This window comes from Pseudomonas sp. RAC1, from assembly GCF_030658255.1.
Lineage (GTDB): Bacteria > Pseudomonadota > Gammaproteobacteria > Pseudomonadales > Pseudomonadaceae > Aquipseudomonas > Aquipseudomonas boreofloridensis.
In genome coordinates, this window is sequence record NZ_JAUTXS020000030.1 from 1 (window position 1) to 24,000 (window position 24,000).

Below are 24,000 nucleotides of genomic sequence, written 5' to 3' on the forward strand. Positions count from 1 at the left end.
TGGCCACTTGTGATGCTGATAATCTAGGCGACGATCAGTCCGTACTCACAAGCACCCACACGAATTGCTTGATTCGATTTGTTAAAGAGCGTTTGGCTAAGAGCGTTTCGTCTCAACCGAGGCCGCGCATTTTACAGCAGCCTTACTTCGTGTCAAGCGTTTATTTTGAAGTTTTTACCGAGAAACTCGTTTAGCTTCAAACACTTGACTCGCTGCGATCGCTCGTAGCGGGAGGCGAATCATACAGCACCATTCGATGCTGTCAACTGCCTTTTTCGCCGCTTTCAACCCGAGGATCGAAGCCCTTCGCACCGCACCGAACTCGCTTAACCCGTTGATTAACAAGAAGTTTTGCGTTCCGTTTGCTGCGGAAGTGGGGCGCATTATAAGGGGATCTGAGAGGGCGTCAACCTTTTATTTCAAAAAAACGATAAGAATGAAAAGCTTAAGCGCGCCGGCCTATCAGCCGGGGCACCCGCCGCCATACCGGTGGGGCCCGCATCACCATCAGCAGTGCACCTACCCCAGCATAGATAGCCCACTCCTGCAGGTCCGAACGCACAATCCACAGGAAATGCAGCAAGCCCAGGCCGAGAATTACATAGACCAGCTTGTGCAGCTTTTTCCAGCGCGCACCGAGCCGTCTCTGGCTATAACGGTTGGAGGTCACCGCCAAGGCCAGCAGCCCCAGGAAGGCGATAACCCCGACGATGATATAAGGCCGCTTGCGCAACTCGACGCCAAGCTGCCCCCAGTCGAGCCCAAGGATGAAGACCATATAGGCCGTCATGTGCAGGACGATATAGGCAAAACACCACAATCCGAGCTGTCGCCGCGCGACGATCCAACCACCCCACCCCGTCAGACGCTGCAGAGGGCTCATGCCCAAGGTCACCAGCAGGAACACCAGCGCACCGAGCCCTAGCCTGTCTACCAGAATTTTTCCCGGATCCGGCCCAAGCAGATTCGTAGCCGCCTCATACAACCACCAGGCCGGAAACAGGCAGCCAACGATGAAAATCGCCAAGCGAAACCAGGGATAACGCATCAGTAGTTCTTCCGAAGATCGAGGCCGCTATAAAGAGAGGCAACCTCCTCCTCATAGCCATTGAACATCTGAGTGGTACGCACATTGGGGCTGAACAGGCCACTGGGCAGCCGCCGCTCACGCGCCTGGCTCCAACGCGGGTGATCGACCTGCGGATTGACGTTGGCATAGAAGCCATACTCGTTCGGCGCCAGCCCCTGCCAAGTGGTCTGCGGTTGCTCGGCCACCAGACTGATGCGCACGATCGACTTGATGCTCTTGAACCCGTACTTCCATGGCACCACCAGACGCAGAGGCGCACCATTCTGGTTGGGCAGCTCGCGCCCATACATGCCCACCGCCAGGATCGCGAGCGGGTTCATCGCCTCATCCAGGCGCAACCCTTCCACGTAGGGCCAGTCGATCAGGGCAAAGCCCGAGCGCTGGCCCGGCATGCTCTTGGGGTCCTGCAGCGTTTCGAAACGCACATAGCGGGCCTTGGAAGTTGGCTCGACCTGCTTGAGCACCTCGGACAGCGGAAAGCCGAGCCAGGGGATGACCATCGACCAGGCCTCGACGCAACGCAGCCTATAGATGCGTTCTTCAAGCTGCAGGGGCTTGACGAAATCTTCCAGCGCGTAGCGCCCAGGCTTGCCGACCTCGCCATCGACCACCACGCTCCAGGGTTCGGTCTTGAGGCTACCGGCATTGGCCGCCGGGTCGCCCTTGTCGGGTCCGAACTCGTAGAAGTTGTTGTAGTGGGTAGCGTCCTTGAACGGCGTGATTGCCTCATCCTTGACCGTCACGGCCTGCCAGCGCGTCGCACCGAGCTTGTCCTTGAACCAGCCAGGTGTCGAACCCGCTTCCACGTCAGCATAGCGTGAAGCCTCGGCGGCCTGGCCGAGCACGGGCAAGGCGCCCAACGCAAACCCGGCTAGAGAGGCACCCAAAACAGAGCGGCGAGAGAAATAGACACTTTCAGGGGTAACGTCCGATTCGTTGCAATCGGACGACTTGGGAAGCTTGATGAGCATGGCGGCTCCACAGCACTGGTGGCGGATGTACCAGTAAGACTATGGAGCCGGAGAGTTATTCCAGCATTAAATCTTTTTTCAGACTTTGCGACGACGACCGCGCAGCAAGTACTGCACTGGGCCTGAAACCGCATAGCCGAGGAAGATCAGCAGCAGAATCCGTGGTGGATCGCTGAACACCACGGCGAACACCAGCACCACGGCCAGGATCGCAACAAAGGGTACGCGCCCCTTGAGATCCAGCTCCTTGAAGCTGTTGTACTTGATATTGCTGACCATCAGCATGCCTGCAGCCGCCACCAGCAGCGCCACCAGGAACGACAGTTTCGAGCCCTGGATACCGTAGTCGCTGAAGGCCCAGACGGTACCCGCCACCACACCTGCGGCAGCCGGGCTGGCCAGACCGATGAAGTAGCGTTTGTCGGCGGTGCCGACCTGGGTGTTGAAACGCGCCAGACGCAACGCAGCGCCGGCCACATAGATGAAGGCGACCATCCAGCCGACCTTGCCCATGTCACCCAATGCCCAACCAAAGGCCAGAAGTGCCGGCGCCACACCGAACGCAACCATGTCCGACAACGAGTCGTACTCGGCACCGAAAGCGCTCTGCGTGTTGGTCATCCGCGCCACACGGCCATCGAGGCTGTCCAGAACCATGGCGACGAAGATGGCGATAGCGGCGAAGGCGAAGTACTTACTCGCCTCGCGCGGGTCGCCTGCGCTCAGGGCGCTCTGCGCACTGATGGAGTTGATGATCGAGTAGAAACCGGCGAACAGGTTGGCGGTGGTGAAGAGGTTGGGCAACAAGTAGATGCCGCGATGCCGGACCTTGCGCCCTTCGGCGTCGTGACCTTCCTCAACATGCTCATCGACAGGTAGCAGGCTTTCGGCGTCGGAGGGCTTGTTCGGCTCTTCGGGACGTTCGCTCATGAAATGCACCTTGCAACTGGGTGGAATAAGTTCGACAGAGGCCGGCGAAACAGGTTCTAACAGCAGGCCTCTGGTCGCTTTATACCAGAAGCTGGCTGCCTAAACGAAAAAACGCGGCCGAAGCCGCGTTTTTAATCTATCGAGGCAAGACTCAGTTCTTGGTCTTGTCGACGATCTTGTTGGCCGCGATCCAAGGCATCATCGAACGCAGTTGCTCGCCGATCACTTCGATACCGTGGGCTGCGTTGTTGCGACGCTTGGCGGTCATCGACGGATAGTTGGTAGCACCTTCGCTGATGAACATCTTCGCGTACTCGCCGTCCTGGATGCGCTTGAGGGCATTGCGCATGGCCTTGCGGGATTCTTCGTTGATGACTTCAGGGCCGGTGACGTACTCACCGTACTCGGCGTTGTTGGAGATCGAGTAGTTCATGTTGGCGATGCCGCCTTCGTACATGAGGTCGACGATCAGCTTCAGCTCGTGCAAGCACTCGAAGTAGGCCATTTCCGGCGCATAACCGGCTTCGACCAACGTCTCGAAACCGGCCTTGACCAGCTCAACGGTGCCGCCGCACAGAACGGCCTGCTCGCCGAACAGGTCGGTTTCGGTCTCGTCCTTGAAGGTGGTTTCGATGATGCCGGTACGGCCGCCACCGACACCAGCGGCGTACGACAGTGCGACGTTCTTGGCGTTGCCCGAAGCGTCCTGGTAGACGGCGATCAGGTCAGGAATACCACCGCCCTTGACGAACTCGGAGCGCACCGTGTGGCCCGGAGCCTTCGGCGCGATCATGATCACGTCGAGGTCGCCACGTGGAACGACCTGGTTGTAGTGGATCGAGAAGCCGTGGGAGAAGGCCAGGGTCGCGCCTTTCTTGATGTTCGGCTCGATCTCGGTCTTGTACAGGGTGCCCTGGAATTCATCAGGGGTCAGGATCATGACCAGGTCGGCAGCAGCGACGGCGGTGGCGACGTCAGCGACTTTCAGGCCGTGGGCTTCTGCCTTGGCAACGGTAGCCGAACCTTTACGCAGACCGACGGTGACGTCTACACCGGAGTCCTTCAGGTTGCACGCCTGGGCGTGACCCTGGGAGCCGTAACCGATGATGGCGACTTTCTTGCCCTGGATGATGGAGAGGTCGCAGTCTTTGTCGTAGAACACTTTCATGGAAATACCCCTGGTTATATCTCGGCCCCGCAGGGCCATCGCTAATTGGATGAAGTTAGATGCTGAGGACTTTGTCGCCACGGGCAATGCCGGTGACGCCACTGCGCACGGTTTCGAGAATCGATGCGGTGCCGATCGCCTGAATGAAGCTGTCCAGCTTGTCGCTGGTTCCGCTCAGTTGCACGGTATACACGCTGGCGGTGACGTCCACGATCTGGCCACGGAAAATGTCCGTGGTGCGCTTGATCTCGGCACGCTGAGCGCCGGTGGCCTTGACCTTGACCAACATCAGTTCGCGCTCGATGTGGGCGCTCTCCGAGAGGTCGACCAGCTTGACCACTTCCACCAGCTTGTTCAGGTTCTTGGTGATCTGCTCGATCACTTCGTCGTGGCCCACGGTGGTCAAGGTGAGGCGCGACAACGTCGGGTCCTCGGTCGGTGCCACGGTCAGGCTTTCGATGTTGTAGTTGCGCTGGGAGAACAGACCAACCACGCGCGACAAGGCACCGGGTTCGTTTTCCAGCAGCAGGGAAATGATGTGCCGCATATCAGGTACGCTCCGTCTTGCTCAGCCACATGTCACGCATCGAGCCATCCTTGATCTGCATGGGATAGACGTGCTCGGACCGGTCCACCGCGATGTCGATGAACACCAGGCGGTCCTTCATCGCGAAGGCCTCTTCCAGCTTCGGCTTGAGATCTTCCAGGCGGGTGATGCGAATACCCACATGGCCATAAGCCTCGGCCAGCTTGATGAAGTCAGGCAGCGACTCGACGTAGGAGTGGGAGTGACGGCCGTTGTAGGCCATGTCCTGCCACTGGCGAACCATGCCCAATACCCCGTTGTTCAGGTTGACGATCTTCACCGGCAGGCCGTACTGCATGCAGGTGGACAGTTCCTGAATGTTCATCTGGATGCTGCCTTCACCCGTCACGCAGGCCACGTCCTGATCCGGGAAGTTGAGCTTGATGCCCATGGCGGCCGGGAAACCGAAGCCCATGGTGCCCAGGCCACCGGAGTTGATCCAGCGGTTAGGTTTGTTGAACCGGTAGTACTGCGCTGCGAACATCTGGTGCTGGCCCACGTCGGATGTGACGAAGGCATCGCCCTGGGTCACTTCGCACAGCGTCTCGATCACCTGCTGGGGCTTGATCACGCTGCCGTCACCCTTGTCGTAAGGGAACAGACCGCGATCACCGCGCCATTCGTCGATCTGCTTCCACCAGGCATCCAGCGCAACCTTCTCAGGCTTCTCGCCGATTTCCTTGAGGATCGTCAGCATCTCGCTGAGCACGCTGTCGACCGGGCCGACGATCGGCACATCGGCCTTGATCATCTTGGAAATCGACGCCGGGTCGATGTCGATGTGGATGATCTTGGCATTCGGACAGAACTTGGCCGGTCCATTGACCACACGGTCGTCGAAGCGCGCGCCGACCGCAAGGATGACATCGGCATTGTGCATCGCCTGGTTGGCGGTGTAGCTGCCGTGCATGCCGAGCATGCCAAGGAACTGCCGATCAGTGCCCGGGAAGCCGCCCAATCCCATCAGGGTATTGGTCACCGGCAGGTTCAGTGACTTGGCGATGTCGGTCAGCGCCGCAGAACCGCCACCCAGAATCACGCCGCCACCGGAATAGATGATGGGGCGCTTGGCGGCCACGAGCATCTCGGCCGCCTTGCGGATCTGCCCGGAGTGACCACGCACGGCTGGACTGTAGGAGCGCAGCTTGACCTTTTTTGGGTAGACGTATTCGAATTTCTCGGCCGGGTTGGTCATGTCCTTCGGAATGTCGACCACGACGGGGCCCGGACGGCCGGATTGAGCCAGATAGAAGGCTTTCTTCAGCGTCTCGGCGATCTCGGTCGGGTGCTTGATCATGAAGCTGTGCTTCACGATCGGCCGCGAGATCCCGATCATGTCGGTTTCCTGGAAGGCATCGGTGCCGACCATGGTGCTCGGCACCTGGCCCGACAGGATGACCATCGGAATCGAGTCCATATAGGCGGTGGCGATGCCGGTGATGGCATTGGTCGCCCCGGGACCGGAGGTCACCAGCACCACACCCGCCTTGCCGGTGGCGCGGGCGTAGCCGTCGGCCATGTGGGTGGCCGCCTGCTCATGACGAACCAGGATGTGTTCGACTTCCGGTTCCTTGAACAGGGCATCGTAAACATGCAGGAGAGCACCGCCAGGGTACCCGTAGATGTGCTTAACGCCTTCGTCACGCAAGAAGCGGACGACCATCTCAGCGCCAGATAAAAGCTCCACGTTGTTCACCTCTAAAACGCCAGAATACCGCCCCATCCGGGCGGGTCTTAATAGGTTTACTGCCAAGCAGAGCATGAGCGAACGTCAGCACTGACTGAGCAAGTATTGGGAGCGCCCCAGAGTGTTGCGGGGTTTTCCCACCCAGCGCGAGGTAACGCGTTGCGGGGTGTAGCGAGTCGGCGCGGGTGTGCGCCTCATGATCTGCCTAGCGGGTCTGCTTCTGGCAGTCCCCCTACAGCGGAAACTGGATTCTTCTGATTCAGCGCGTGCAAGTCAAGAAAAATTATTGCCAGTTTTCCCAAGAGTTCAATTTCATCCACCACTAAAAAGCAGTGATGCAGCAGGAAAATAAAGATTTCCACAAAAAAGGGCCACAATCTGCGGCCCCGGAAGCAAAAACAGAGAAAATCAGGCAGATGGCGTGATCAATTCGTCGAATGCGGCCAGCAGCCGCCGAAGCTCACGACTTTCTTCAGGGCGATGAGCAAACACGGTTTCGGCCATGACCAGAATCCCCGACGCATTGGGCAGGGGATGCCCATGCTCGAGAATCAACTTCATGCGTGGCAGGAAAATCCATTGCAGCCATTGCTCGAACGTTAGGCTGTCGACTGCGAAGGGAACGTTGCTGGCAAGTGCCTCAGGACTGGGCGGATGCTCATCCCACCAACCCTGGATCTGCAGCTCCCGCTCGATCAGCAGCAGATGATCGGCGATGTCGAGGATACGCTGCTCCATCACGACGCGGTCCGCGCCTTCTGACGGGCCGACGCCGCGCCAGCACTGTCACCTTGCTTGTCACGGGCCTGGGCGATGACGTTCCACAACTCGGCTTGCAGATCAGGACGGCCGTTGGCGTAGGTCAACGCCCGGCGAGCCAGTTGCTCGGCCTGCGCGGCATCACCCTGGGACAGTCGCACCTGGGCCAGGCGGAACAGCACCTGTGGCTCACGCGGGGCGATACGTTGGGCACGTTCGAGGCTCGACGCGGCGCCATTGAAATCGCCGCCGCCCTGCTGCTGCTGGGCAGTGGTGAGCAAGGCGAGTACCGGCCCATCGAGCTGCTCGTCCGCCGACAGCCCACCAGCACTGCTGCGCGGGATGCCGGTCGGCGCACTGCTGGCCGCTGGCGCATTGTTCATAGCGGCGATATCGAACGGCTCATCACCGGCCGGGTTAGGGCTGGTGGTGATCGGGCCGGTGCTCAAGGGCGCAGCACCGGTCTGTGCCGGGAAGGTCTGGATCGGCGTCGAGCCCGCGCCTTGCGGGATCATCACGGTGACGCCCGAGTCTTCAGGCAGCGACTGAGCCTGGGACGTGCCGCCGCTCGGTGCCCGCACCGGCGCACCACGATTGGCGGTCACGCGCTCGCTGTTCGAGACCCGGGTGCTCGAATCCACCACAGGTATGGCGCCACGCGGGACGCTGGCGCAACCGTGCAACACGGCCAGCGCGGTCAAGGCAGGAAACCACCACTTGTTCACGTCATACCCTCTTCAATACAGCCACTCAATTCATCCAGCCCTTGACCCAGTCCATGACCGACTCGGCAGGATTCTGCTCGCCGCCACAGGCCGTGCCGGGCGCTGGTTCGCTGCCGCGAATATACGGCATCTGCACCGCTCCCGGACAGCTGGCATCCGAGCCCTGGCCGCTGTGCGGGTCGATCCAGGCCAGGACCACGTTGTCCGGCTGCGGCATGTCCAACGGCAGCGGATCGGCCTTGCGCATGAAGCTGGTCCACACCTGCAGCGCACCGGTAGCACCCGTAAAGGGCGTCTTGCCGTTGTCGTCGCGGCCAAGCCAGACCACCGCCAGCAGATCCTGGCTGAACCCGGAGAACCAACTGTCGCGCGAATCGTTGCTGGTGCCGGTCTTGCCTGCCAAGGTCAGGTTATTCGGCAGCACGTTGTACACCGAGCGTCCGGTGCCCTCGCGCATCACCCGCTGCATGGCGTTCTGCACCAGGTAAATGGCGCCGGGGTCGAAGGTCTGCTGGATCTGGAACGGGTAGCGCTTGAGCGGCTCGCCCTCGGCGGTCAGCACACTGCGAATACCGCGCATCGGCGTATTGAAGCCGCCATTGGCAATGGTCTGGTACATGGTCGCAACCTGCATCGGCGACATGCCACCGGCGCCCAGCAGCATCGAGGGGAATGCAGGCCAGTCCACCTGCACACCGAGGCGGCCGATGGTCTTGAGTACGTTGGGCACCCCCACCTCCAGGCCGAGTTTGGCCGTGGACAGGTTGAGGGAGTTGGCCAAGCCCTGATAGAGGTAGATGGTGCCGTGCGGGCGACGGTCGTAGTTCTGCGGACGCCAGACCTGACCATCGGCGCCCTTGACCGAGAACGGTTCGTCCTGCACCCAACTGGTCAGGGTGTACTTGTTCGGTTGTTCGAGCGCGGTCAGGTAAACCGCGGGCTTGACCAGGGAACCGATCGGGCGCACGGCATCGATGGCCCGATTGAAGCCAGCGAAGCCCGACTGCCGACTGCCGATCAGCGCCTGCACTTCGCCGGTTTCCGGATTGGTCACCACCATCGCCGACTCGACCTCATCAGCGCCTTTGCGGCCGGCCAGACGCTTGAAGGTGTCGGTCATGGCCGTTTCAGCCTTCATCTGCAGGATCGGGTCGAAACTGGTGAAAATCCGTAGGCCTTCCTCGGTCAAGTCTTCGTCGCGATAGTCCTGGCGCAGTTGACGCTTGACCAGGTCGAGGAACGCCGGGAAGGAGCTGTCTGCAAGGCTGCCGCGCTTGGTGACACCCAACGGCATCTTCTTCGCGGCATCGACGACCTCCTGACTGGCCACACCTTGCTGGGCCAGCAGGTCGAGCACCAGGTTGCGACGCTGCAATGCGCGCTCCGGATATCGCCGAGGGTTGTAATAGGACGGCCCCTTGACCATGCCCACCAGCAGCGCGATCTGGTGCAGCTTCAGTTCGGACAGCGGCTGGCTGAAGAAGAACTGGCTGGCAAGACCGAATCCGTGTACCGCACGCTGACCATCCTGACCGACGAACACTTCGTTCAAATAGGCTTCGAGGATCTCGCGCTTGTCGTAGTGCAGTTCCAGCAGCAAGGCCATCATCGCTTCGGTCAGCTTGCGGCTAAGGCTGCGCTCGTTGGTCAGGAAGAAGTTCTTCACCAACTGCTGAGTCAAGGTGCTGCCGCCCTGGCGCATGGCGCCGGACGAAGTGTTGACCCACATGGCCCGGGCAATCGACTTGGGCGACACACCGTGGTGGCTGTAGAAATCGCGGTCTTCGGTCGCGATCAGGGTTTCCAGCAAGTACGGCGGCACCTGATCGATATTGATCAGAATGCGGTCTTCGAGATTTTTCGGGTAGATGCCGCCAATCATCAGCGGCTCCAGCCGCACCACATCGAGCTTGGCACCGTTGGCGCCCGCCAGCCCGGCCACATAATCGCCGGAGAAGCGCACGCGCACGAACTGCGCAGGCTCCATGCCTTCGTAGAACTGGAAGCCACGGGTGTTGAGGTCCACCGTGCCACCGTTGACCGACGCTTCACCAGGACCGTTGACGGCGGTCTCACGGCGATAGCCCAGGGCATCGAGTTCGGTGAGGAAGTCGTCCTTGCTCAGCTTCTGGCCTGTGAAGAGCTCCAGCGGCCGAGCATAGACCTTGGCCGGGATGGTCCAGCGCTTGCCGGAGAACTTCTCCTGGACGACAGCGTCGAGATACACCGCAAAGCCGGCGATCACCACCAGGCCGACCAGACTGAGCTTCAGCGCCCAGCCCAGCCAGACGCGGGAGCGGCTGGGCGGACGTTTTTTCGGAGTTCGGGGATTTCGAGTTCGAGTCATGGCGGCGGATTATACGCACTTTGCGAAGGCAGGGGTCGGCCTGCGGCGGTAGGCAGGGGCGGCTGCATTGACCATAATGTGAGCTTCGAATTCCCTGACACCCGGAAGGATCTCCGTGAGCCAAGCCCTGATCAGCGCGCTGCAGAACCCCGCCCTCTACCCTCACGCCGTCGAGGGTTTCGAGCTCATCGAGACGCACATCTCCTGGGTGCTGCTCACGGGCGAATATGCCTACAAGATCAAGAAACCGATGAACTTCGGGTTTCTGGATTTCACCACGCTGGAGCAACGCCAGCATTTCTGTAACGAAGAGTTGCGCCTGAATCAGCGCCTGACCGACGGCCTCTACCTGGAAGTGCTGCCGATCACGGGCAGCGCCGATGCGCCACAGATCGGCGGCACGGGCAAGGCGATCGAATACGCCCTGAAAATGCGCCAGTTCCCCCAAGGCCAGATGCTCGGCACGCTGCAGGCCAACGGTGAACTGAACGCCGGACATATCGACCAGATGGCCCGGCAGATCGCCGAATTCCATCTGCAGGCGCCGCAGGTGCCGGTCGAGCACCCCCTGGGCACACCCGAATCAGTGATGGCGCCGGTCGAGCAGAATTTCGAGCAGATCCGCCCTTTCCTCACCGACAAGGCCGACCTGCAGCAGCTCGATGCCCTGCAAGCCTGGGCGCGCAGCAGCTTCGAGCGGCTGCACGGCCTACTGCAAGCGCGCAAACGCGACGGCTTCATTCGTGAATGCCACGGTGACATCCACTTGGGCAATGCCACCGTGATCGACGGCAAGGTGGTGATCTTCGACTGCATCGAGTTCAACGAGCCGTTTCGCCTCACCGACGTCTACGCCGACGTCGGATTCCTGGCCATGGACCTGGAAGACCGTGGCCTCAAGTGTCTGGCTCGCCGCTTCATCAGTCAGTACCTGGAGCTGACCGGCGATTACCAGGGCCTGGAGTTGCTGAACTTCTACAAGGCCTACCGGGCCCTGGTGCGGGCCAAGGTCGCCTTGTTCAGCATGGCGCCTGACGCCGACGGCATGCAACGCGCCACCACCCTGCGCACCTACCGCAAGTACGCCGATCTGGCTGAAAGCTACAGCGCCATTCCTTCGCGCCTGTTGGCCATTACCCATGGCGTCTCGGCGGTGGGCAAGAGCCACGTGGCCATGCGCTTGGTGGAATCGCTGGGAGCGATTCGCGTACGCTCGGATGTGGAGCGCAAGCGTCTATTCGGTGAACAGCCCGTACACAGTACCGGCGAGCTGCAAGCCGGGATCTACGACCAGGAAGCAAGTACAGCGACCTACCAGCGCCTGAACGCTCTGGCAGACACCATCCTGCGCGCCGGTTTCCCCGTCGTGCTAGACGCCACCTACCTCAAGCGCGAACAGCGCAAGGCCGTAGCGAATGTGGCCAGTAGCACAGGCGTGCCTTTCCTGATCCTCGACTGCCAAGCCCCCGAGGCGGTCATCATCAGCTGGCTTGAGCAGCGTCAGACGGAAAATGTCGATCCATCCGACGCCACGCTGGAGGTCGTCAAGGCTCAACAAGCCAGTCGCGAGCCACTGGACGATGAGGAAGCGGTACACGGCAAGCGTGTCGACACCCATGAAAGCGCCAGCATGGACCAGTTGATCGAGCAGATCCGCCAGCGCCTGCCGGGTTTGTGACAAGCGCGGGGTGATCGAAGTGGCACATGGGCAGTCCGTCGTCATCCGATGGCGAAAGGCCGCGCCTGTGCCAAGCCCCGCTACACTCCAGTCTGACCGTTCGCGATTTATCCACAGAACCGATCGGCCAGCGCAAGGAGGCTCGATGAATGATGAGTTGCAGCATCTGAAGAATCTGGGCAAGACCTCTGCGCAGTGGTTGCATGCCTCCGGCATCCACAGCGTATCCGACCTGCGCCGCCTGGGTGCGGTCGGCGCGTACCAGGCAGTCAAGACCCGAGGGTTCCGTGCCTCGAAGGTATTGCTGTACGCCATAGAAGCCGCACTGCTGGACATGCATTGGAATGACCTGCCGGCCGAGCGCAAACAAGCGCTGAACCAGCAGTTGGATGCCAAGACAGTCCCGCAAAAAAAATCGTGATGAGTGGAAAAAGAGGTTGACCACGAAATGAGAATCGTTATGATTATCACAACTGGTCGCGAGACTGGTTGGATAAACTGAAAGCCCCTGGTTCGGACTCTCAGATTATCTCCTCATCAGGCTAATCACGGTTATTGACCCGGCAATTTGCCGGGTCTTTTTTTGCCTGGACAACGCTCGTTGATCGAACACACCCGTGCCAACAACGTCAGCGGGCGATGATCAGCGGATGCCCCAATTCTGGATGCGCCTGCACCAGCACATCGATGCCAAACACCGACTTCAGCGCCTGGGGTGTGAGCACCTCGGTCGGCGCTCCGTAGGCATGGGTCCTGCCCTGCTCAAGCAACAGGATATGATCGCAGTAGCGCGCTGCCAGATTCAGATCGTGCAGAATCAGCAAAACGGACGCTCCGCAATCCGCGAATCGCCGCACCGTTTGCAGGGTCGTATGCTGATGCAACGGATCCAGCGCCGAGGTGGGTTCGTCGAGCAGTAGAATCGCGCCTTCGTTACCGGGCCACAACTGGGCCAGTACCCGCGCCAGGTGCACGCGCTGGCGCTCGCCTCCGGACAGTGCCAAGTAGTTGCGCGCGCTCAGATGCAAGACATCGGCGGCACGCAGCGCTGCGTCGATGATCTGCCGGTCAGACTGTTGCCCGCTGTCGTGAGGTAAGCGCCCCATGCCCACCACCTCTTCGACGCTGAAAGCGAATCCGAGACTGGACGCTTGCGGCAACACCGCCAGGCGCCGAGCGCGCTCTGGGCCCGACCACTGCGCGAGGTCCCTCCCATGCAGCCTGACCTGACCCTGACTGGGCGCTAGCTCACCGCTCAAGCTCCCCAGCAGGCTGCTTTTGCCTGCACCATTGGGTCCCAGTACGCCCAACACCTTCCCGGCGCGCAACTGCAGGTTGATATCACGCAGGACTTCGGCACCGCCTCGGCTGAGCGACAAGCCCTCGACTTCGAGCATCAGCGGTTCCTCCTGACCAATAGGAACAGAAAGAAGGGTGCACCGATGAATGCCGTAACGATACCGATGGGCAACTCGGCAGGCGCCAGCGCCAGCCGCGCCACCAAGTCGGCGAACAGCAGCAGCGCGCCGCCAGCCAGCAACGAGGCCGGCAGCAGTACACGGTGGTCCGGCCCTGCAAGCAGTCGCACCAAGTGCGGCACCACCAGTCCGACAAACCCGATCAACCCCGCCGCAGCCACCGCCGCACCCACGCCCAGCGCCGTGCAGAACACCAGTTCGCGCTTGAGTGCCTCGACCTCGATACCCAGATGACGGGCCTCCGACTCGCCCAGCAACAAAGCATTGAGCGCCCGCGCCCGACGCGGCAGCCACAGACTCACGCCCAGCGCCACGAGCAGCAGCGGCCACAGGCGCTGATAGCTGGCGCCGTTGAGACTGCCCAGGTTCCAGAAGGTCAAGGTCCGCAAAGTGGCGTCATCCGCCAGATAAGTGAACAGCCCGACTGCCGAACCACCCAGCGCGGTCATGGCGATACCGGCCAACAGCATGGTGGCGACGTCCGTCTGCCCGTCACGTCGGCCCAGGCGATAGACCAACGCAGTGACGCCGAGCCCACCTATGAACGCACAGAACGAGAGCAAGTAGGGCGCCAGGAGGTCGGGTAAGCCACCCACCCAGCTTCCACCGACAATGGCGACGGCGGCACCGAACGCCGCGCCACTGGCGACACCGACCAAGCCGGGGTCGGCCAGCGGATTGCGAAACAGCCCCTGCATGGCCACACCGGACAGTGCCAGCACGGCGCCAACCGCCAGTCCCAACAACGTGCGCGGCAGGCGAATCTGACCGAGAATCAGCTCGGCCTGCTCTAGCCCCGCGCCTTGGAGCGGCAACCCGAGCAATCGTGCGCCTGCGCGCAGGACGTCGAGCAACGGCAGGCTGACCGGCCCCAGTGCCAGTGACAACCACACCGCCAGCACGCACAGAAGGGTAAGACCGATGAACAGCGCGCGCGGGCGGACGCGTTGCCTCATGGGGCGAGGCTGGCCTTGTCTGCCGGATAGAACGCCGCTGCCAGCTCATGCAGTGTGGCTGGGAGGCGTGGACCTAAACCACCGACCAACAAGGTGGGATCCAGCGACAGCAGGCGCTTGTCGCGTGCCGCACGCGACGCAGCAAGCCCCGGATTCTCCTTGAGCAAAGCAGCGAGCGCCTGGTCACCCGCCAGCGCACGGTCAGAGAACACCACCACATCCGGGTCCAGCCCAGCCAGCGCTTCGACGGAAAAATTCTTGTAGCCCTGATGATCGGCCAGGTTGCGCGCACCCGCTTGACGCAATAGCCAATCGCCTGCCGTGCCCTGCCCCGCGATCAGCGGCTTGGCGCCGGCATGCCCGACCAGCAGCAGTACGCCTGGCGCGCGCTGGTGAGCCTGGGCCTGTTCGATCTTGGTGCTCAGTGCCTCGAGCTCACGATGGTAGCGGGTCGTCAGCTCGCGAGCTTGTTGCTGGGCTCCGAGCAACTCACCCAGGTGCGCAAGATTCTGGTCCACTGCTGCCAGATCGGCTGCGCTGGAAAACAATTCGACACGCACGCCCGCCGCACGGACCTGCGCCAACACCGGCGGCGGCCCCATTTCTTCAGTGCCCACCAGCACATCGGGACGCAGGCTCAGAATGCCTTCGGCCGACAGCTGGCGTTGATAGCCAATGCTCGGCAAGGCCTTGAGCGACGGCGGATGCTGGCTAGTGGTGTCGACGCCGACCAGACGCGACTCACCTCCCAGGGCACTGATCCATTCGCTCAGCGCACCGCCCGCGCTGACCCAGCGCTGGGCGGGAGCTTCAGCCAACGCCTGGGTCGAAAGCGTAAAGCCGGCCAAGAGGATGAATAGTGCAGCCGTACGACGCATCATCGGGTTACCTCGCAGAAGACAGACGAGCACCTTGAGGCCCTCGGCAGAACTGCGCACCATAGGAAGGCTGACGCAGTGAATAGGGTCAATTTGATAATTATTCGCATTGATGCGTCAAGCGACTACCGCTTTCGAGAGTTACGCCTACCATGCATTTCCTCTGCCCCACCGAATCACTAGCCGAAGGCAGCAGCCGCGCCTTCAGCGTAGCCGGTCAATCGCTGTTCGGCGTGCGCCGTCAGGGTCGGGTCTACCTCTACCGAAACCGCTGTCCACACCGCGGCATCGCGCTGAATTGGGATGAACAGGCCTTTCTCGACGACAGCGCCAGCCTGATCCACTGTGCCCATCATGGGGCACTGTTCCTGATCGAATCCGGCGAGTGCATCGCCGGGCCTTGCGAAGGCGAAGCCCTGCACGCACTGGACTGTCATGAGGACAGCAGCGGCATCTGGCTCAAGGATTGAGCAGCACCGGCAAGCGACGTTCGAGCACGATCTGCTCGGCATCCAGGCGCGCGCCATAAGCCAAAACTTCGACGCCGTCAGCCACCGCAGCGCGCAACGCCTTGGCGTAGGCCGCATCGATTTCCTCGGCCGGGCGTACCGCCTCTATCCCTGTGAGATTGACGCAATACAGTTGCACCGCGCGAATGCCCTGGCGCGCCAATGCCGCCAACTCGCGCAAGTGCTTGGCGCCGCGCTGGGTCACGGCATCCGGAAAGGCAGCCACCGTGCTGTCGGGATAGCCCAGGGTGACGCTCTTGACTTCGACGTAGGCCGGGCCCTCGGCGAATTCGAGCCGAAAATCGGTGCGACTGCCCTCCTCGCCATACGCCACTTCGCGCCGCAGCGCGGTGAAGCCGGCCAGTTCGGCGATGACGCCAGCGCGCAGGGCCTCGTCGACCAAGGCGTTGGCCCGACCGGTGTTGACACAGGCCAGGCGCCCCTGCGGCGTCTCGCTGATCTCCCAGGTGCCGGGCAGTTTGCGCTTCGGGTCGTTGGAGCGGCTGAACCACACCTGTCCACCCTCACGCATGCAGTTGAGCATGGAGCCGGTGTTCGGGCAGTGAATGGTCAAGTGCTCGCCACTGTCCAGTTCGATATCGGCAAAGAAACGCTTATAGCGGCGCAGCAGGCGCGCCCGTTCGAGTGGAGGATCGAAGCGCATCAGCCTTGCCAGCTCCGCAGACCGCGCTCAATGCGCTGCACCGCCTGCTCAAGACGCGGCAGGCTCTGGGTGTAGGCAAAGCGCACATGGTGGCCGGCCTGGTGGCGACCGAAATCCAGGCCGGGCGTGAAGGCCAGATGCTCTGTCTCGAGGAAATGCCGGCAGAACGCGAAGGCATCGCCGCCAAAGGCGCTGATGTCGGCATATAGATAGAAAGCGCCTTGCGGCTCTACGGCGATTCCGAAGCCCAGCCCGCGCAGGGCAGGTAGCAGATAATCACGGCGGCGGGCGAACGCCGCACGGCGCTCTTCGAGAATCGCCAGGGTGTCGGGCTGGAAACAGGCGAGCGCCGCATGCTGGGCCATGCTCGGCGCGCTGATGTAGAGGTTCTGGGCCAGTTTTTCCAAATCGGCCACCGCCGAGGGCGGCGCGACCAGCCAGCCGAGGCGCCAACCGGTCATGCCGAAATACTTGGAAAAACTATTCAGCACGAAGGCTTCGTCATCGACCTCCAGCACGCTGGGCGCTTGCATGCCGTAGGTCAGGCCATGATAGATCTCGTCCACCACCAGATGCCCATGGCGCTCGCGCGTGGCCTGAGACAGGCTGGCCAAGTCGTTGCGATCCAGCACCGTGCCGGTCGGATTGGCAGGTGAGGCCACCAAGGCACCGACGGTGTCCTGGTCCCAGTGGCGCTGCACCAGGTCGGCGTTGAGCTGGTAATTCACTTCCGGCCCCACCGGTACCAGTTGCGCGCCGCCCTCCACCAAACGCAGGAAATGGCGATTGCACGGATATCCAGGGTCGGCCAACAGCCAATGCTTGCCTGGGTCCACCAGCAGACTGCTGGCCAGCAGCAATGCACCGGAGCCTCCGGGGGTGATCAGGACACGCTCGGGATCGACCGACACGCCGTAGCGTTGGCCATAGAAACCGGCGATCGCCTCGCGCAACGCTGGCAGACCGCGGGCGGCGGTGTAGCGGGTGTGGCCGGCAGCCAGCGCGGCCTGACCGGCCTCGACGATCGGCGCGGCGGTGGTGAAGTCCGGCTCGCCGATCTCAAGATGAATCACATCATGACCTGCCGCTTGCAGCTCATTGGCCCGTGCCAGCAGGGCCATGACATGGAAGGGTTCGATAGCGCGACTGCGCGCGCTGTAGGGATGGGCCATGACCTTCTCTCGTTTGGGACTAGACTGATGATTCTACTGTCGACCGACACAGAACGGACGCGGCGGGCCGCTGTCAATACCTCGGATCGGGCGGGCTAGCGCAACCCCCGACCTATCTGGTAAGTTCGGCGGCTCGCAGTCGCAGGGCCGGCGGTCGCCGGAAATGGAGCATCCTGCGCATTGGATCAGATGAGTGAGAGGCGGTCTATTCATGTCCACCGTAGAAAAGCAAAAAACCGGTCAGACCATGTACGGTGTCGAGCCCTATGTCGAAACCAAGGGTGAGGAATACATGGGCGCTCCCATGCGCGCGCACTTCACCAAGCTGCTCAGCGCCTGGAAAGGCGAGCTGATGATCAGTGTGGACCGCACTGTGGACCACATGAAGGACGAAGCGGCGAATTTCCCGGACCCAGCCGACCGTGCGAGCCAGGAAGAAGAATTCGCGCTTGAACTGCGCAACCGCGATCGCGAACGCAAGTTGATCAAGAAGATCGACAAGACCCTGCAGAAAATCCAGGACGAGGAATACGGCTGGTGCGACACCTGCGGTATCGAGATCGGCCTGCGCCGGCTGGAAGCTCGCCCAACGGCCGACCTGTGCTTCGACTGCAAGGAAATTGCCGAGAAGAAGGAAAAATCGGCCGGCAAGGGCTGATCCTGACTTCATCCGAATGGGGCGCATCTAGCGCCCCATTTCATTTATATGCCTGACATGCCCATGAAAGACTCCCGCTATATAGGCCGCTTCGCCCCCACTCCCAGCGGTTTCCTGCACTTCGGCTCACTGGTCGCCGCCCTGGCCTCCTGGCTCGACGCACGCGCCGCAGGCGGCCGATGGTTGCTACGCATGGAAGACACCGACCCGCCCCGCGAGATGCCTGGCGCGCGCGACGCCATTCTGCAGACGCTGGAGCGCTACGGCCTGCACTGGGACGGCGAGGTGGTCTTCCAGAGTCAGCGCCACGACGCCTATGCCGCCGTGGTCGATCGGCTGTTCAGCATGGGCCTGGCCTACGCCTGTACCTGCTCGCGCAAGCAGCTCGAGGGGCATGGCGGCCTCTATCCCGGCTTTTGTCGCAACGCGGGCCATGCTCGCGAAAACGCGGCCATCCGCATCCGGGTCCCTGAACTGATCTACCGCTTCGACGACCGCGTGCAAGGTCGCTTCGAGCAGCATCTGGGCCGCGAGGTGGGCGATTTCGTCATCCAGCGTCGCGACGGACTGTACGCCTATCAACTGGCGGTGGTTCTGGACGATGCCTGGCAGGGTGTCACCGACATCGTGCGTGGCGCCGACCTGCTCGACAACACGCCGCGCCAGCTGTACCTCCAGGAATTGCTCGGCTTCTCGCAGCCGCGCTACCTGCACATCCCGTTGATCACCCAACCTGACGGGCACAAACTGGGCAAGACCTACCGCTCGCCGCCGCTGCCGGCCGAACAGGCGACACCGCTGCTGCTACGAGCACTTCGAGCGCTGGGTCAGCAGGCACCGGCAACGCTGTCGAGCGCGCCCCCCAGTGAGGTGCTGGCCCAGGCGATCGCGCAATGGCGCCCCGACGCAATCCCGGCGCGGCCCTCGTTACCCGAGGCCGAACTGAGCTGATGCCACGGCGCACCCGCCGGCCACCGCTCCTTTCTGCGTGATAAAAAGCCCAGCCAATTCAAATCCTTGGCGAACGAGTGCGAATCCCGCTAGCATCGCCCCGGACATTTGCGCCAATAATAAGAAGCTCACTTGCGCAGCACCTTGCCATCGAGGCCCGCATGTATATCTATCGCTTGGTCCTGCTTCTGGTCGTGGGGATCTACCTGTTCTCCCCGGCCATCATGGACTGGTGGATCGAACCGACCGGAGCCTGGTATCGCCCTTACTTGCTCTGGCTGATCCTGATCGTCGTCACCTTCATCCTGCAGAGCCAACGAGATGCCGATGAGCTTTAGCCTGACCCAGATGATCCTGATCAGCGCCGCCTACCTGCTGGTGCTGTTCGGCGTGGCCTGGATCAGCGAGCGCGGGCTGATCCCGCGCTCGGTCATCCGCCATCCCCTGACCTACACGTTGTCCTTGGGCGTCTACGCCAGCGCCTGGGCCTTCTACGGCTCGGTAGGTCTGGCCTACCAATACGGCTATGGTTTCCTTGCCTGCTACCTGGGCGTGTCCGGCGCCTTTCTGTTGGCCCCCGTGCTGCTCTATCCGATCCTCAAGATCACCCGCACCTACCAGCTCTCTTCGCTGGCCGACCTGCTGGCCTTTCGCTTTCGCAGCACTTGGGCCGGCGCCCTGACCACGGTGATCATGCTGATCGGCGTGCTGCCGCTGCTGGCCCTGCAGATACAGGCGGTGGCCGACTCCATCAGCATCCTCACCGGCGAGCCGGTCAAGGCACGCGTCGCCTTCGCCTTCTGTGTGCTGATCGTGCTGTTCACCATCTTCTTCGGCTCGCGGCACATCGCTACCCGCGAAAAACACGAAGGCCTGGTGTTCGCCATCGCCTTCGAGTCGGTGATCAAGCTGCTGGCACTGGGCGGCATCGGCCTGTATGCGCTGTACGGCGTGTTCGGAGGTCCGCACGAGTTGGAAGTCTGGCTGCTGCAGAACCAGACCGCACTGGCAGCCTTGCACACCCCGCTGCAGGAAGGCCCATGGCGCACCTTGCTGCTGGTATTCTTCGCCTCGGCCATCGTCATGCCGCACATGTACCACATGGCCTTCACCGAGAACCTCAGTCCCCGCGCGCTGGTCAGTGCCAGTTGGGGCCTGCCGCTGTTCCTGCTGCTGATGAGCCTGGCGGTGCCGCTGGTGCTGTGGGCCGGTCTGCGCCTGGGCGCGAGCACCAATCCAGAGTACTTCACACTGGGCCTGGGCATCGCCGCCAATAACGAAGCGCTGGCCTTGCTGGCCTATGTCGGCGGGCTTTCCGCCGCCAGCGGCCTGATCATCGTCACCACCCTGGCGCTGTCGGGCATGGCGCTCAATCACCTGGTGCTGCCGCTGTACCAGCCACCGGCCGAGGGCAATATCTACCGCTGGCTGAAGTGGACCCGTCGCGCCCTGATCGTGGCGATCATCACTGCGGGCTTCGTCTTCTACCTGACCCAGAATACCCACCAGAGCCTGGCCAATCTTGGCATCGTCGCCTTCGTCGCCACCCTGCAGTTCCTGCCCGGCGTGCTCTCGGTGCTGTACTGGCCGACCGCCAACCGCCGCGGCTTCATCGCGGGCCTGCTGGCTGGCACCCTGGTCTGGCTGGTGACCATGCTGCTGCCACTGCTGGGCAACGTGCAAGGCTTCTACATTCCCTTGCTGGACATGATCTACGTACTGGACGACACCAGTTGGCACATGGCAGCCATCGCTTCGCTGGCCGCCAACGTCCTGCTGTTTACCTTGATATCGCTGTTCACCAATGCCAGCAGCGAGGAAGTCAGCGCCGCCGAGGCCTGTGCCGTCGACAACGTGCGCCGCCCACAGCGTCGCGAACTGCACGCTGCCTCACCCCAGGAGTTCGCCACCCAACTGGCCAAGCCGCTGGGGGCCAAGGCCGCACAGAAAGAGGTCGAGCAGGCCCTGCGCGACCTCTACCTGCCGTTCGACGAGCGCCGTCCCTACGCCCTGCGTCGACTGCGCGATCGCATCGAAGCCAACCTTTCGGGACTCATGGGTCCCAGCGTGGCCCAGGACATGGTCGAGACCTTCTTGCCCTACAAGTCCGGGAACGAGAACTACGTCACCGAAGACATCCACTTCATCGAAAGCCGGCTGGAAGACTACCACTCGCGCTTGACCGGCCTTGCCGCCGAGCTCGACGCCCTGCGCCGCTATCACCGCCAGACGCTTCAGGAACTGCCCATGGGCGTCTGCTCGCTGGCCAAGGATCAAGAGATCCTGATGTGGAACAAGGCCATGGAGGAACTGACCGGAATCGCCGCCAAGCATGTGGTGGGGTCGCGCCTGATCACCATCGCCGAACCCTGGCGCGGTTTGCTCGAAGGCTTCATCAACCTGCCTGACGAGCACCTGCACAAACAACGCCTGGCGCTCGACGGCCAGCCGCGCTGGCTGAACCTGCACAAGGCGGCGATCGACGAACCGCTGGCTCCGGGCAACAGCGGCCTGGTGCTGCTGGTCGAAGACCTCACCGAAAACCAGGCGCTAGAGGAGAAGCTGGTGCACTCTGAACGCCTGGCCAGCATCGGTCGCCTGGCGGCGGGCGTGGCCCACGAAATCGGCAACCCGATCACCGGCATCGCCTGCCTGGCGCAGAACCTGCGCGAGGAACGCGAAGACGACGGTGAGATCATCGAGCTGTCCAGCCAGATCCTTGAGCAGACCAAGCGCGTGTCACGCATTGTCCAGTCACTGATGAGCTTCGCCCACGCCGGTGGCAGCCATCAGAACAACGAAGAACCGGTGGCCCTGGCCGAGGTGGCGCAGGATGCGATCGGGCTGCTGGCCCTGAACCGGCGCAATTTCGAGGTGCAGTTCTTCAACCTGTGTGACCCCGACCATTGGGCCGAAGGCGATCCGCAGCGCCTGGCCCAGGTACTGATCAACCTGCTGTCCAACGCCCGCGATGCCTCGCCACCGGGCAGTGCGGTGCGTGTGCGTAGCGAAGCGAGCGAACACACCGTCGACCTGATCGTCGAAGACGAAGGCAGCGGCATTCCGAAAAACATCATGGATCGCCTGTTCGAGCCGTTCTTCACCACCAAGGATCCAGGCGAAGGAACCGGACTGGGGCTTGCGCTGGTCTATTCCATCGTGGAAGAGCATTATGGGCAAATCACCATCGACAGCCCGGCCGATCCTGATCGGCAATGTGGCACACGGATCCGCGTGACCCTGCCCCGGCATGTCGTAGCGACGTCCCCTGACATTCGAGACCGTCGAGAGAATTGAATCAATGCCGCACATTCTGATCGTCGAAGACGAAACCATCATTCGCTCGGCCCTGCGCCGACTGCTGGAACGCAACCAGTATCAGGTCAGCGAAGCCGGCTCGGTACAGGAAGCCCAGGAGCGCTTCAGCATTGCCTCCTTCGATTTGATCGTCAGCGACCTGCGCCTGCCCGGTGCTCCCGGGACCGAACTGATCAAGCTCGGAGAAGGCAAGCCGGTGTTGATCATGACCAGCTATGCCAGCCTGCGCTCGGCAGTCGATTCGATGAAGATGGGCGCGGTGGACTACATCGCCAAACCGTTCGACCACGATGAAATGCTGCAAGCCGTCGCCCGCATTCTGCGCGACCGTCAAAGTGCTTTCGCCAGCGCCACGCCTGCCGCCGAACCAGGCCGCGCCAGCAAGGGTGGGGCAGCCGAAAAGCCCATGAATGCCCCGGCCAATGGCGAGATCGGCATCATCGGCGCCTGTGCGCCCATGCAGGACCTGTTCAGTAAAATCCGCAAAGTCGCGCCCACCGACTCCAATGTGCTGATCCAGGGCGAGTCCGGCACCGGCAAGGAGCTGGTGGCGCGCGCGCTGCATAACCTCTCGCGCCGCGCCAAGGCGCCGATGATTTCCGTCAACTGCGCGGCCATCCCGGAGACCCTGATCGAGTCCGAGCTGTTCGGCCACGAAAAAGGCGCCTTCACCGGTGCCAGCGCCGGCCGCGCCGGCCTGGTGGAGGCGGCAGACGGTGGCACTCTGTTCCTCGACGAAATCGGCGAGTTGCCGCTAGAGGCCCAGGCTCGCCTGTTGCGTGTGCTTCAGGAAGGCGAGATCCGCCGGGTCGGATCGGTGCAGTCGCAAAAGGTCGATGTGCGCCTGATCGCCGCTACCCACCGTGACCTGAAGAACCTTGCCAAAGCAGGACAGTTCCGCGAAGACCTCTACTACCGCCTGCATGTCATCGCCCTCAAATTGCCGGCCCTGCGCGAGCGCGGGAGCGATGTCAATCAGATCGCCGATGCCTTCCTCGCTCGCCAGAGCGCACGCATCGGCCGCGACGACCTGCATTTCGCGGCCGATGCCGAGCAGGCCATTCGTCATTACCATTGGCCCGGGAACGTGCGTGAACTGGAAAACGCGGTCGAGCGGGCAGTCATCCTCAGCGAAAGTCCGGAAATATCGGCCGATCTATTGGGCATCGATATCGAATTGGCCGACCTGGACGACGACATGCTCGAAGGTCTTCACCCAGCAGGTGGCGTCAGCACCAGCAACGCCAGCCACGAACCTACCGAGGACCTGTCGCTGGAAGACTATTTCCAGCATTTCGTACTCGAGCATCAGGACCACATGACCGAAACCGAACTGGCACGAAAACTCGGCGTCAGTCGCAAATGCTTGTGGGAACGGCGCCAGCGCCTGGGCATCCCGCGACGCAAGAGTAACGTAGCCAGCGAAAACTGATCATTCGCGACGCGGGACATGCCCAACGTGTAGCACCGGACAT

22 protein-coding genes are annotated in these 24,000 nt (G+C 62.1%); 8 read left to right on the top strand and 14 right to left on the bottom strand.

Features of this window, described 5'->3' with window-relative positions:
- Positions 1-445 precede the first annotated feature (445 nt).
- The 9 genes from msrQ to mrcB all read right to left on the bottom strand — a co-directional run bounded on the left by msrQ (position 446) and on the right by mrcB (position 10,263).
- Complete coding sequence (msrQ, locus tag Q7C30_RS10080) at positions 446-1,048, bottom strand: protein-methionine-sulfoxide reductase heme-binding subunit MsrQ (protein WP_317871413.1); 603 nt, start codon at positions 1,046-1,048, stop codon at positions 446-448.
- Positions 1,048-2,061, bottom strand: coding sequence for a protein-methionine-sulfoxide reductase catalytic subunit MsrP (msrP, locus tag Q7C30_RS10085; RefSeq protein ID WP_065864949.1), 1,014 nt, complete (start codon positions 2,059-2,061; stop codon positions 1,048-1,050). The genes msrQ and msrP overlap by 1 nt, the downstream gene beginning before the upstream one ends.
- Positions 2,062-2,139: 78 nt before the next feature.
- Positions 2,140-2,991, bottom strand: coding sequence for a CDP-diacylglycerol--serine O-phosphatidyltransferase (gene pssA / locus Q7C30_RS10090; protein WP_054892580.1), 852 nt, complete (start codon positions 2,989-2,991; stop codon positions 2,140-2,142).
- A 151-nt stretch (positions 2,992-3,142) separates the two neighbouring features.
- Positions 3,143-4,159 carry a ketol-acid reductoisomerase gene (gene ilvC, locus Q7C30_RS10095; RefSeq protein ID WP_317871414.1) on the bottom strand — a complete coding sequence of 339 codons (1,017 nt, stop codon included), beginning with the start codon at positions 4,157-4,159 and terminating at the stop codon, positions 3,143-3,145.
- Between the two features lie 55 nt (positions 4,160-4,214).
- Positions 4,215-4,706: an acetolactate synthase small subunit gene (gene ilvN / locus Q7C30_RS10100; RefSeq protein ID WP_003250040.1), complete on the bottom strand. Its 492-nt coding sequence runs from the start codon at positions 4,704-4,706 to the stop codon at positions 4,215-4,217.
- A 1-nt stretch (position 4,707) separates the two neighbouring features.
- On the bottom strand, positions 4,708-6,432 hold the full coding sequence (locus Q7C30_RS10105) for an acetolactate synthase 3 large subunit (protein WP_029612653.1): 1,725 nt from the start codon (positions 6,430-6,432) through the stop codon (positions 4,708-4,710).
- A 408-nt stretch (positions 6,433-6,840) separates the two neighbouring features.
- On the bottom strand, positions 6,841-7,173 hold the full coding sequence (locus Q7C30_RS10110; RefSeq protein WP_317871415.1) for a YqcC family protein: 333 nt from the start codon (positions 7,171-7,173) through the stop codon (positions 6,841-6,843).
- A complete protein-coding gene (locus Q7C30_RS10115; protein WP_317871416.1) occupies positions 7,170-7,916 on the bottom strand; it encodes a tetratricopeptide repeat protein in 747 nt (248 codons plus the stop codon). The genes Q7C30_RS10110 and Q7C30_RS10115 overlap by 4 nt, the downstream gene beginning before the upstream one ends.
- Positions 7,917-7,941: 25 nt before the next feature.
- A complete protein-coding gene (mrcB, locus tag Q7C30_RS10120) occupies positions 7,942-10,263 on the bottom strand; it encodes a penicillin-binding protein 1B (RefSeq protein WP_039575233.1) in 2,322 nt (773 codons plus the stop codon).
- A 115-nt stretch (positions 10,264-10,378) separates the two neighbouring features.
- Between mrcB and Q7C30_RS10125 the strand changes: the two genes are divergently transcribed.
- Complete coding sequence (locus Q7C30_RS10125) at positions 10,379-11,941, top strand: bifunctional aminoglycoside phosphotransferase/ATP-binding protein (protein ID WP_317871417.1); 1,563 nt, start codon at positions 10,379-10,381, stop codon at positions 11,939-11,941.
- A gap of 145 nt (positions 11,942-12,086) precedes the next feature.
- Entirely contained in the window at positions 12,087-12,362 is a 276-nt protein-coding gene (locus Q7C30_RS10130) for a TfoX/Sxy family protein (protein ID WP_029612657.1), read from the top strand.
- A gap of 208 nt (positions 12,363-12,570) precedes the next feature.
- On the opposite strand, the gene Q7C30_RS10135 is transcribed toward Q7C30_RS10130, so the two are convergent.
- Genes Q7C30_RS10135 through Q7C30_RS10145 form a run of 3 tightly spaced genes read right to left on the bottom strand, consistent with a single transcriptional unit; the run spans position 12,571 to position 15,256 of the window.
- On the bottom strand, positions 12,571-13,338 hold the full coding sequence (locus Q7C30_RS10135; RefSeq protein ID WP_295480982.1) for a heme ABC transporter ATP-binding protein: 768 nt from the start codon (positions 13,336-13,338) through the stop codon (positions 12,571-12,573).
- Positions 13,338-14,321 carry an iron ABC transporter permease gene (locus Q7C30_RS10140; RefSeq protein WP_317871456.1) on the bottom strand — a complete coding sequence of 328 codons (984 nt, stop codon included), beginning with the start codon at positions 14,319-14,321 and terminating at the stop codon, positions 13,338-13,340. Before Q7C30_RS10140 ends, Q7C30_RS10135 begins: the two co-directional genes overlap by 1 nt.
- 50 nt (positions 14,322-14,371) lie before the next feature.
- Positions 14,372-15,256, bottom strand: a complete 885-nt coding sequence (locus Q7C30_RS10145) for an ABC transporter substrate-binding protein (protein WP_295480984.1) — start codon at positions 15,254-15,256, stop codon at positions 14,372-14,374.
- A gap of 149 nt (positions 15,257-15,405) precedes the next feature.
- Between Q7C30_RS10145 and Q7C30_RS10150 the strand changes: the two genes are divergently transcribed.
- Positions 15,406-15,723 carry a Rieske 2Fe-2S domain-containing protein gene (locus tag Q7C30_RS10150; protein ID WP_029612661.1) on the top strand — a complete coding sequence of 106 codons (318 nt, stop codon included), beginning with the start codon at positions 15,406-15,408 and terminating at the stop codon, positions 15,721-15,723.
- Here the strand turns inward: Q7C30_RS10150 and sfsA are convergent.
- Positions 15,713-16,426: a DNA/RNA nuclease SfsA gene (gene sfsA / locus Q7C30_RS10155; protein WP_317871418.1), complete on the bottom strand. Its 714-nt coding sequence runs from the start codon at positions 16,424-16,426 to the stop codon at positions 15,713-15,715. The two genes, Q7C30_RS10150 and sfsA, sit on opposite strands and share 11 nt — an antisense overlap.
- Positions 16,426-17,598, bottom strand: coding sequence for a pyridoxal phosphate-dependent aminotransferase (locus Q7C30_RS10160; protein WP_317871419.1), 1,173 nt, complete (start codon positions 17,596-17,598; stop codon positions 16,426-16,428). The genes sfsA and Q7C30_RS10160 overlap by 1 nt, the downstream gene beginning before the upstream one ends.
- A 211-nt stretch (positions 17,599-17,809) precedes the next feature.
- On the opposite strand from Q7C30_RS10160, the gene dksA reads away from it, so the two are divergent.
- The 5 genes from dksA to Q7C30_RS10185 all read left to right on the top strand — a co-directional run bounded on the left by dksA (position 17,810) and on the right by Q7C30_RS10185 (position 23,957).
- Entirely contained in the window at positions 17,810-18,256 is a 447-nt protein-coding gene (gene dksA / locus Q7C30_RS10165) for an RNA polymerase-binding protein DksA (protein ID WP_029612663.1), read from the top strand.
- Between the two features lie 63 nt (positions 18,257-18,319).
- Positions 18,320-19,207, top strand: coding sequence for a tRNA glutamyl-Q(34) synthetase GluQRS (gene gluQRS / locus Q7C30_RS10170; protein ID WP_039575215.1), 888 nt, complete (start codon positions 18,320-18,322; stop codon positions 19,205-19,207).
- Positions 19,208-19,368: 161 nt separating this feature from the next.
- Complete coding sequence (locus Q7C30_RS10175; protein WP_003250005.1) at positions 19,369-19,545, top strand: hypothetical protein; 177 nt, start codon at positions 19,369-19,371, stop codon at positions 19,543-19,545.
- A complete protein-coding gene (locus tag Q7C30_RS10180) occupies positions 19,529-22,504 on the top strand; it encodes a sensor histidine kinase (protein WP_162889489.1) in 2,976 nt (991 codons plus the stop codon). The genes Q7C30_RS10175 and Q7C30_RS10180 overlap by 17 nt, the downstream gene beginning before the upstream one ends.
- A 4-nt stretch (positions 22,505-22,508) precedes the next feature.
- The gene (locus tag Q7C30_RS10185) at positions 22,509-23,957 is read left to right on the top strand and encodes a sigma-54 dependent transcriptional regulator (RefSeq protein ID WP_317871420.1); all 1,449 of its coding nucleotides are present in this window, start codon (positions 22,509-22,511) and stop codon (positions 23,955-23,957) included.
- The last annotated feature ends 43 nt before the right edge of the window (positions 23,958-24,000 follow it).

Bases quoted from the DNA above. Each gene is read 5' to 3' on its own strand.
- msrQ (WP_317871413.1), bottom strand. From the start codon at position 1,048: ATGCGTTATCCCTGGTTTCGCTTGGCGATTTTCATCGTTGGCTGCCTG.
- msrP (WP_065864949.1), bottom strand. From the start codon at position 2,061: ATGCTCATCAAGCTTCCCAAGTCGTCCGATTGCAACGAATCGGACGTT.
- pssA (WP_054892580.1), bottom strand. From the start codon at position 2,991: ATGAGCGAACGTCCCGAAGAGCCGAACAAGCCCTCCGACGCCGAAAGC.
- ilvC (WP_317871414.1), bottom strand. From the start codon at position 4,159: ATGAAAGTGTTCTACGACAAAGACTGCGACCTCTCCATCATCCAGGGC.
- ilvN (WP_003250040.1), bottom strand. From the start codon at position 4,706: ATGCGGCACATCATTTCCCTGCTGCTGGAAAACGAACCCGGTGCCTTG.
- mrcB (WP_039575233.1), bottom strand. From the start codon at position 10,263: ATGACTCGAACTCGAAATCCCCGAACTCCGAAAAAACGTCCGCCCAGC.
- Q7C30_RS10130 (WP_029612657.1), top strand. From the start codon at position 12,087: ATGAATGATGAGTTGCAGCATCTGAAGAATCTGGGCAAGACCTCTGCG.
- Q7C30_RS10135 (WP_295480982.1), bottom strand. From the start codon at position 13,338: ATGCTCGAAGTCGAGGGCTTGTCGCTCAGCCGAGGCGGTGCCGAAGTC.
- Q7C30_RS10145 (WP_295480984.1), bottom strand. From the start codon at position 15,256: ATGATGCGTCGTACGGCTGCACTATTCATCCTCTTGGCCGGCTTTACG.
- Q7C30_RS10150 (WP_029612661.1), top strand. From the start codon at position 15,406: ATGCATTTCCTCTGCCCCACCGAATCACTAGCCGAAGGCAGCAGCCGC.
- sfsA (WP_317871418.1), bottom strand. From the start codon at position 16,426: ATGCGCTTCGATCCTCCACTCGAACGGGCGCGCCTGCTGCGCCGCTAT.
- Q7C30_RS10160 (WP_317871419.1), bottom strand. From the start codon at position 17,598: ATGGCCCATCCCTACAGCGCGCGCAGTCGCGCTATCGAACCCTTCCAT.
- dksA (WP_029612663.1), top strand. From the start codon at position 17,810: ATGTCCACCGTAGAAAAGCAAAAAACCGGTCAGACCATGTACGGTGTC.
- gluQRS (WP_039575215.1), top strand. From the start codon at position 18,320: ATGAAAGACTCCCGCTATATAGGCCGCTTCGCCCCCACTCCCAGCGGT.
- Q7C30_RS10175 (WP_003250005.1), top strand. From the start codon at position 19,369: ATGTATATCTATCGCTTGGTCCTGCTTCTGGTCGTGGGGATCTACCTG.
- Q7C30_RS10180 (WP_162889489.1), top strand. From the start codon at position 19,529: ATGCCGATGAGCTTTAGCCTGACCCAGATGATCCTGATCAGCGCCGCC.
- Q7C30_RS10185 (WP_317871420.1), top strand. From the start codon at position 22,509: ATGCCGCACATTCTGATCGTCGAAGACGAAACCATCATTCGCTCGGCC.